Genomic DNA, 7,495 nt, shown 5'->3' with positions numbered 1-7,495 from the left:
CCATATCCTGCGTATTGCCGCCAAAAACGGTGAGGTTGTGGCTGTCGTGCGAGACCGTCGTGCAGAAAGCGCCCCGCCATTCACCCCAGCCCGTCAGGAACCCAATACGCGGGCGGCCATCCGCCTTGCCATGGCGATGGGCGACCGCGATCATGGTGCTGCCCGTCGGCGGCACGACGAAGCCGTCTTTCACCTCGGCTTCGGCCTCGCCCCATTGCGTGAAGCGCGGTTGGTCGATGGTGGCGACGCGGACGCGGTGGCCTTTCGACGGCATTTTGAAATCGTCTTCGCTCAGCGGTGAGAGTTTCACAGAATTGACGAGCGGCGTCGCGTCGAGCGAATGGACCGGCGTGGTGAGCCTGCCGTTCTGTGCCATCACGCGGCCGTTGGCAATGACCGTGCGAGCCTTGAAATCCTGCAGGTCTTCGAAGAGGACGATATCCGCGCGGCGCCCGGCCGCGATCAGCCCGAGGTCCGTGCGCTTCAGCCGCTGGGCGGCATTGAAGGTCGCGGCACAAAGCGCCCATTCCGGCTTCAGACCGTAGCGCACCAGACGGCGGATGACGTCATCCAGGCCGCCATCCCTTTCGAGCTCATCCGGGAAGACATCGTCGGTGCAGAGCGTCACCGTCGGTGGCATGTGGCCGATGCCGTTCAGCGCTTCGACGAATTCCTCCAGGAGATGATCATGCGAACCGCGAAGCTCGATCGTCATCCCGGCGGCGAGCTTGGAAAGAAGGTCGGCGCCGGAGGTCAGCTCGTGATCGGAGGTGATGCCGGCCGCCATGAAGGCGTTGAGGTCGGCGCCTTCCAGGCCCCGGGCATGGCCGCAGACGAGCTTTCCGGAGGCGAGGCCGGCATTGACAATTGCGCTCATGCGCGGATCGCCATCGATGACGCCGCGCATGTTCATGACTTCGGCGACGCCGCCGAGCGCCGGCGAGCGCAGCATCCCGGCGATCACCGGAGCATCAAAGTCGGCGCCTGCCATTTCCAGATCGGGCACCGAAGGCACGCAAGATGGTGCGAGCAGGATCATGCGCAGCGGCAGAGCGCGGGACGCCTCGATCGCCCAACGTACGCCGTCAAGGCCTTGCACGTTGGCGAATTCGTGCGGATCCCAAAGGATCGTCGCCACACCGCGCGGCAGGACCGCCGCGGTATATTCGGCGGGCGTTACCATCGAGCTTTCGATATGCATATGCGTATCGATCAGGCCGGGTGTAACGAACGTGCCACTGGCATCGATGATTTCGGTCGCGTCGGTGCGGCTGCCCGGCGCATGCACGCTGGCGATCAGCGCACCGACGAGGCCGATGTCCGCATCGCGGAAGCGGCTGGTGACCACGTCGAGCAGTTTGCCGCCGGCGATCAGCACGTCGAATGGAGCCGCACCCCTCGCGGCCGCAACGGCGCGGGCGCGCAGCGAAGGATCATTGATATCTGCGGGTTCCCGGCCAAGTTCAGCGTTCATTTGCGGGCCTCATTGACCAGGGCTGCGAGGATGATGGTGCGCGCCCTATCGGCATCGATATTAGCAGCGAACTGGGTGTTGAACGTGGCATGCGTGGCGCGCGTTTCGACGACCGTGCGGCCGCGGGTCAAAGACCCTGCCAGCTCGACATCGATGCGGGCAGCGCGGAAGCTCACCGCATCCGGTGCCACGAAGGCGACGGCGGCACACGGATCATAAATCGCCATGGCCGGGCGGCCGCGGCTGGTGCCAATGCGGATATAACCGGCAAGCATGTCGGCGAGCAAGTCGGCGTTGGCGCCACCGGCGGCACGTACAGGCTGGACGTCTTCCGGCTCGGCGAGCACATTGCGGCAGAGGTCGAGATCGACCATCCGCAGCGGCAGGCTGTGGGCAATGACGATCGCGAGTGCTTCGGGATCGGCAAAGGCGTTGAATTCCGCCGAGGCCGTATGATTGCCAGCGGTGACGCCGCCGCCCATCCAGGTGAGTTCGGTGATGCGGGCGGCAAGATCCGGACGTGCGAGTGCTACGGCCGCGATATTCGTCAGCGGGCCAAGGGCCAGTATGCGCCGCGGACCGTCAGCCTCAAGCCAGCGGCAGAGCGCGGTGAAGGCGTCGCTTTGCGGAAGTGCCGGGGCGTTCGGCAGGCCTTTGCCAATGGTGGGTATACCGATATCGCCGAGGATTGCCTGTGCAGTTTCGAGCTTTCCAAGAACGGGCTGAGCGCGGCCGGTATGGATGGGGAACGTCCAGCCGAAGGCTTGCGCGGCGCCTGCGGCATTCGCCTGCACCTGCGGCAGCGGCGTATTGCCGAAGACGAGCGAGACGCCGTCGATCTTGAGTTCGGACTGACCGACCACCAGAATGGCGGCGATGTCGTCAAAACCTATGTCAGTATCGATCCAAACACCCATGATCGTCACCCGAAACGCGAGAGGGTTGCCGCCGCTGCAAGCGGCAGGTCGAAGGAAAGTGCTGCGCCCATTTCGTGAGGTGGCCGGCTGGCATCCACTTCGGCCTTGATTGGCCCGAGCGGCGTATCCAGCAGATATTCACGCGTGCCGCCGGCAAAGGAGGTGCCGCGCACGGTGCCCTGGAAAGGACCGGAACCAAGGGCGACCGCGCTCGGCCGCCAGGCCAGCCCTGCTGCCCGCGGGGCAGAAGCGGGGAGTTCAATGGCGTCGTTCGGTGTGACAAGCCTGCCGTTTTCCAGCTTGAAGACATTCTCGAAGCCGACGAAATCGGCGACGAAGGCGGAGACCGGCTTGTTGTAGATTTCCTCCGGCGTGCCGATTTGCTCGACGCCGCCGTTCAGCATGACCACGATGCGGTCCGCAAGTGCCAAGGTCTCCACCTGGTCGTGGGTGACGAAGATCATGGTGACGCCGGTTTCCCTCTGCACGCGCTGCAGTTCGGCGCGCATTTCCAGACGCAGGCGGGCGTCGAGGTTGGAGAGCGGCTCGTCGAGCAGCAGCACCTTCGGCTCCATGACCATGGAACGGGCAAGCGCCACACGCTGCTGCTGGCCGCCGGAGAGTTCTGCAGGCTTGCGATCGGCGAACTTGGCAAGGCCGACAGACTTGATGCCGGCGCTGACCTTCGCATCGAGATCCTTGCCGCCGATGCCCTTCAAGCGCAGGCCAAACGCGACGTTCTCATACACCGTCAGATGCGGGAAGAGGGCATAGGACTGGAAGACGAGGCCGACGGCGCGCTTGTTGGCCGAAACGTGGGTGATGTCGACGCCATCGAGATTGATGCGACCGGAGGCAGGCGTGAGCAGACCTGCAATGGAGCGCATCGTCGTTGTCTTGCCGCAGCCCGACGGGCCGAGCAAGGCGACGAGTTCGCCTTTGCCGACCGAGAGGTCAAGGTCCTTCACCGCGATGGTATTGCCGTAGGCCAGCGTCAGCTTTTCTAGTCGAAGATAGGCATCATACATAACGAGAGAATCCCAGGAAGCGTTCGGCGAGGAAGACGATGCCGATGGAAAGGAAGGCGAGCAGCGAGGAGAGTGCTGCAATTGACGGATCGTAGGTGGTTTCCATGTAACCCAGCATGTCGATCGGCAGGGTGCGGACGCCGGGGCCGGACAAAAAAAGCGAGACTGGCACCTGGTTAAAGCTGGTGACGAAGCCGAGGATGAAGGCAGCTAGGATGCCGCCGCGGATATTCGGCATCACGACGCGGAAGAAAGCGCCAAGACGCGAGGAGCCGAGCAATACGGCGGCCTCCTCGATGTCGGAGCGCAGATTATCAAGGCTCGCGGAGACGACGCGCACGGCATAGGGCAGGACGAGCGCCGTGTGAGCGAAGAAGAGCGCCAGCGTGATGTTGAAGCCGAAAGGCACGACGAGATAACGCAGCATGGCAAGGCCGACGATGATGCCCGGTACGATAATCGGTAGGGAGACGACGGTTCGGACCGTTTCACCGAAGGGCAGCGAATAGCGCGACAGAGCGTAGGCCGCGGGAATGCCGAGCACGAGGGCGGCGAGCGTTCCGAAGACGGCGAGCAACATCGACATCGAAAAGCTGTCGCGGAAGCTCTCAATGGTGAAGACCTTGAACACCCAGCGAAGCGAAAGGCCCTGCGGTGGAAAGGAGAGTGTATCCCCGGCCGAAAGCGACGCGGCGATGATGATCAGGAACGGCCCAATCAGGAATGTGAGCACGAGGAAAAGCACGATCGGCGGGAAAAGGCGAGCGGTCATCGCTTGTTCCTCGCGGTTGCCAGGCGCTTCAGCAGGATGTTGGCGGCAAAGCTCATAACGATCAGCATGAAGGCGATGACGCTTGCCGAAACGAAGTTGTTGGCGACCGAGACCTGCTGGTAGAGCAGCGTCTCGAGCATCAGCACCTTGGAACCGCCGAGCACGGCGGGCGTGATGTAGGCGGTGAGCGAGCCGGTGAAGACGAGGGTTCCGCCAACGACGAGGCCTTCACGGGTTAGCGGCAGGATGACCTTCCAGAAGACCTGGAACCAGTTGGCACCGAGCACGCGGGCCGCCGGGATCGCATCCTTCGGCATGTTTTCAAGCGCGCTGACCAGCGACAGGATCATCAACGGCAGGAAGAGTTGCAGCAGGCCAATGAAGACGGCGGTCTCGGTGAAGAGTAGGCGTAATGGTTCGCCGCTGAAACCCATGCCGGTCACGACCTTGTTGACGATACCGGTGCGGCCGAGGATGACGATCCAGGCATAGGTACGGGCAACGGGGGAAATCATCAGCGGCAGGGTGATGAGGCCGATCATCCGTCCCTTGCCTTTGGGCGGCAGGTTGACGATGACGAAAGCCGCGGCATAGCCGATGACCGCGGAGACTGCCGTCACCTCTAGACCAAGCTTGAAGGTGCGGATGAAGACGGTGCGGTTCAGCGTGCCGGAAAAGAAGTCGCCATAGGCGGAAAGCGTCCAGGCGCCTTCCAGCCGAAAACCTTCCGAAAGCAGGATGGCAACGGGCAGTAGAAAGACCATGGCGGCAAAGACTGCTGCGGGCAGGGCGAGCGCCAGAGCTTCTGCTCGGTTCTGAAACATGATGCGTCTTTCGGAATTGGCGGGAGACAGCGGGAGAATGGTCCCGGTAGACCGGGACCAGATGTCACGAGCGCGTTACTGGCCGACCTTGGCGTTCCACTCTTTGAGCCACGCGTCTCGATTGTCGAGCGCTGCGGCGGACGGAATGAGCTTGAGGCTCTTGGCGGTGTCCTCGCCATAAGTGAGGTTGTTTGCGGCGGCTTCGGAAACCTTCACGTCCTTGTTGGCCGGGCTATCGATCAGCTTTTCGGCAAGTTTCGTCTGGATGTCGGTCGAGAGCCAGAAATCCATGAACTGTAACGCCAGATCCTGGTTCTTCGAGCCCTTGGTGACGACCATGACGTTCATGCCACCCGTCTGGCCTTCCTTCGGCGTTGCCCAGGCGACCGGAACGTCGAGCTTGGTGAATCCCGCCCAGGAGAAACGGCCGATCGGGGCTGCCCAGATTTCCTCTTGCTGCATCAGCTGTACAAGCTGCGAGGATTTTTCGTAGAAGGTGACGATATCGTCCTTCTTCTCGCCGACAGCTTCGATCGGACCCTTGAGGTCGGCCGTGTCCTTGCCGAGCGCGAGGCCGAGCATGTAGAGCGCCGGCGGTCCCTGATTGGTGGTCACGTTCGGGAAGGCGACGTGGCCGACATATTCAGGCTTCAGAAGATCGGCCCAGGACTCGATCTTCATCTTGTCCGAGCGGTACGCGATCGACGTGGCGTAAAATGTATAGCCGACGCTCATGCCGTCGCTGTTCGGGTCCTTGGCGAGATCATAGAGCTTGTCGAAATTGGTGAGCTTGGCAGTGTCGATCTTGTCGATCAATCCCTTGCGGGAGGCCGAAAGCGCGTCTGCCATGGAGACGACCGCCATATCGACGACCGGGTTTGTCTTGTTCGCCTCCAGCTTGGCCAGGCGCTCGACGCTGTTGCCCGTCTCGACGACGAGCTTGCAGCCGCATTGCTGCTCGAAGGGGTCGTAGACCAGCGTCTTGAAGTCGTCCTGCGCAAAGGCATAGACGGAAACGGTAAGCGTCCGCTCCTGCGCCATGACGCCGAACGGGACAAGCGCGAGCAGCGCTGCCGATGCGATGAGGGATGTCTTCATGTCGGGAGTTCTCCATCTGCAGGTTTTCTTGAGCCGGGGCTCACCGGCCCGGATGATTGGCGGGCAATCAGTTGCATGGGCACGCGGTCATTCTCCGCGGTTACGAGTGCGCCCTCCCGGGTGCTGTTTGTTTTTATGCTGTCGAGCAAAGCCGAAACGGCGATCGCGGCGATTAGGTCCATGTCCATTTTTACCGTGGTGAGCGCGGGTGTTATCACCGGAGACCAGATGAGGTCGTCGAAACCGGTGACGCTGGCCTCGGCAGGCACATCGATGCCGTCGCGCTGCAGCTCCGTGAGTGCTCGCAGCGCCTGAAGATCGGACAAGGCGGCAAAGGCGGTGAACCCCTCCTCGACTTTTTTTGCCAGGCCGAGAGGACAGCCACTGCCGGCACGGTGCTCGAGCTTTTCGATCCAGAGCGTTTCGGCGCTCATGCCCGGGCGAAGGCCCGAACGGATGCCGCCCGACCGGTCGTTCTGCACGTTTGATTCCGGATTGTTGCCGATGATGAGGATCCGCTTATGGCCGAGATCGGCAAGGTGGGCGGCGATCAGCTGGCCGCCCTGCCAGTGATCGGCGGCAACCGTATTGCCGGGGGTTGATGGCGTGTCGATGACGGCCACAGGACAGCTTGCCGCGGATATGCGCGTTGCGCGGCGGGGCACGATGACCATGCCGTCGACGCCGCGCTCGACCAGCCGGTTGATCGCCTCCGTCTGCGCCGAGACATTGCCGCGCGAATCGGCGATCAGCACGCCGTAACCGGCAGAAGCGGCTGCAAATTCGATTGCCTGCGCAATCTTGGGAAAGAGGGGGTTTGCGATATCCGGAAGAACGAGACCGAGCACGCCGCTTCGGCCGGTGCGAAGCGCCCGCCCTGCCTGGCTTGGAACATATCCAAGTTCCGCGGCATGTTCCCTGATCTTTCCGGCTAGCTGTTCCGAGACGCGCCCCTTGCCGGAAAGCGCGTTCGACACCGTTGCGACCGACACGCCAAGCGACGTGGCAATCCTGCTGAGGTTTGGTGCCGGGCGCAACTGAGCCATGGTTTTCATAGTGCTTTGATTAATCGTTTAATCATACCTACCTGAGGCGTGGTGACTTGTCGAATCCATTTTATGGGATGGCGCGGTTGCACACGGGAATTTTCGAGAAGCAATAAAAAAGCCCCGCATTGCGGGGCTTTTTGTCACTCGTAGAAATGGCTTGCTCAGCTCTTTGTGGGTCCCTTTGCCACAGCGGCGGAGACGGCGTTGACCTTGCCGCCCGGGGCATAGCCGCCGCCGATGGCGACGTTGAGCGAGACGTAGTCCTTGGCCATCTGCTGCACCGAAGCGGCAAGACTTGCCTGGGCGAGCGACACCTGGCGCTGGGCGTCGAGC

The 7,495-nt window shown here is 62.3% G+C and carries 7 protein-coding genes and 1 pseudogene; all 8 read right to left on the bottom strand.

The features are described from left to right. The coding region (locus BN1800_RS38625; RefSeq protein ID WP_087006130.1) for an adenine deaminase at positions 1–1,474 on the bottom strand (1,474 nt) is incomplete at its 3' end. After that, complete coding sequence (locus BN1800_RS38620; protein ID WP_087006133.1) at positions 1,471–2,391, bottom strand: nucleoside hydrolase; 921 nt, start codon at positions 2,389–2,391, stop codon at positions 1,471–1,473. The genes BN1800_RS38620 and BN1800_RS38625, both read right to left, overlap by 4 nt. A 5-nt stretch (positions 2,392–2,396) precedes the next feature. Continuing rightward, positions 2,397–3,419 (bottom strand): ABC transporter ATP-binding protein, encoded by a 1,023-nt coding sequence (locus tag BN1800_RS38615; protein ID WP_087006127.1) that lies wholly within the window; start codon positions 3,417–3,419, stop codon positions 2,397–2,399. Next, a complete protein-coding gene (locus BN1800_RS38610; protein WP_027508210.1) occupies positions 3,412–4,191 on the bottom strand; it encodes an ABC transporter permease in 780 nt (259 codons plus the stop codon). Before BN1800_RS38610 ends, BN1800_RS38615 begins: the two co-directional genes overlap by 8 nt. Then, positions 4,188–5,015 (bottom strand): ABC transporter permease, encoded by an 828-nt coding sequence (locus BN1800_RS38605; RefSeq protein WP_027508211.1) that lies wholly within the window; start codon positions 5,013–5,015, stop codon positions 4,188–4,190. Before BN1800_RS38605 ends, BN1800_RS38610 begins: the two co-directional genes overlap by 4 nt. A 75-nt stretch (positions 5,016–5,090) precedes the next feature. After that, positions 5,091–6,113: an ABC transporter substrate-binding protein gene (locus BN1800_RS38600; protein WP_087006124.1), complete on the bottom strand. Its 1,023-nt coding sequence runs from the start codon at positions 6,111–6,113 to the stop codon at positions 5,091–5,093. Beyond that, a complete protein-coding gene (locus BN1800_RS38595) occupies positions 6,110–7,159 on the bottom strand; it encodes a LacI family DNA-binding transcriptional regulator (protein WP_087006122.1) in 1,050 nt (349 codons plus the stop codon). The genes BN1800_RS38600 and BN1800_RS38595 overlap by 4 nt, the downstream gene beginning before the upstream one ends. 164 nt (positions 7,160–7,323) lie before the next feature. Next, positions 7,324–7,495, bottom strand: a pseudogene (locus BN1800_RS43240) (efflux transporter outer membrane subunit); the annotation flags it as partial.

The sequence above is a fragment of the Rhizobium sullae genome (genome assembly GCF_900169785.1).
GTDB classification, from domain to species: domain Bacteria; phylum Pseudomonadota; class Alphaproteobacteria; order Rhizobiales; family Rhizobiaceae; genus Rhizobium; species Rhizobium sullae.
Note: the sequence above shows the minus strand (reverse complement) of the source record. Positions and strands in the feature narration are given on the sequence as shown.

Excerpts from the sequence above, each read along its gene's own strand:
- BN1800_RS38600 (WP_087006124.1), bottom strand. The coding sequence starts at position 6,113 with ATGAAGACATCCCTCATCGCATCGGCAGCGCTGCTCGCGCTTGTCCCG.
- BN1800_RS38615 (WP_087006127.1), bottom strand. The coding sequence starts at position 3,419 with ATGTATGATGCCTATCTTCGACTAGAAAAGCTGACGCTGGCCTACGGC.
- BN1800_RS38620 (WP_087006133.1), bottom strand. The coding sequence starts at position 2,391 with ATGGGTGTTTGGATCGATACTGACATAGGTTTTGACGACATCGCCGCC.
- BN1800_RS38595 (WP_087006122.1), bottom strand. The coding sequence starts at position 7,159 with ATGGCTCAGTTGCGCCCGGCACCAAACCTCAGCAGGATTGCCACGTCG.
- BN1800_RS38610 (WP_027508210.1), bottom strand. The coding sequence starts at position 4,191 with ATGACCGCTCGCCTTTTCCCGCCGATCGTGCTTTTCCTCGTGCTCACA.
- BN1800_RS38605 (WP_027508211.1), bottom strand. The coding sequence starts at position 5,015 with ATGTTTCAGAACCGAGCAGAAGCTCTGGCGCTCGCCCTGCCCGCAGCA.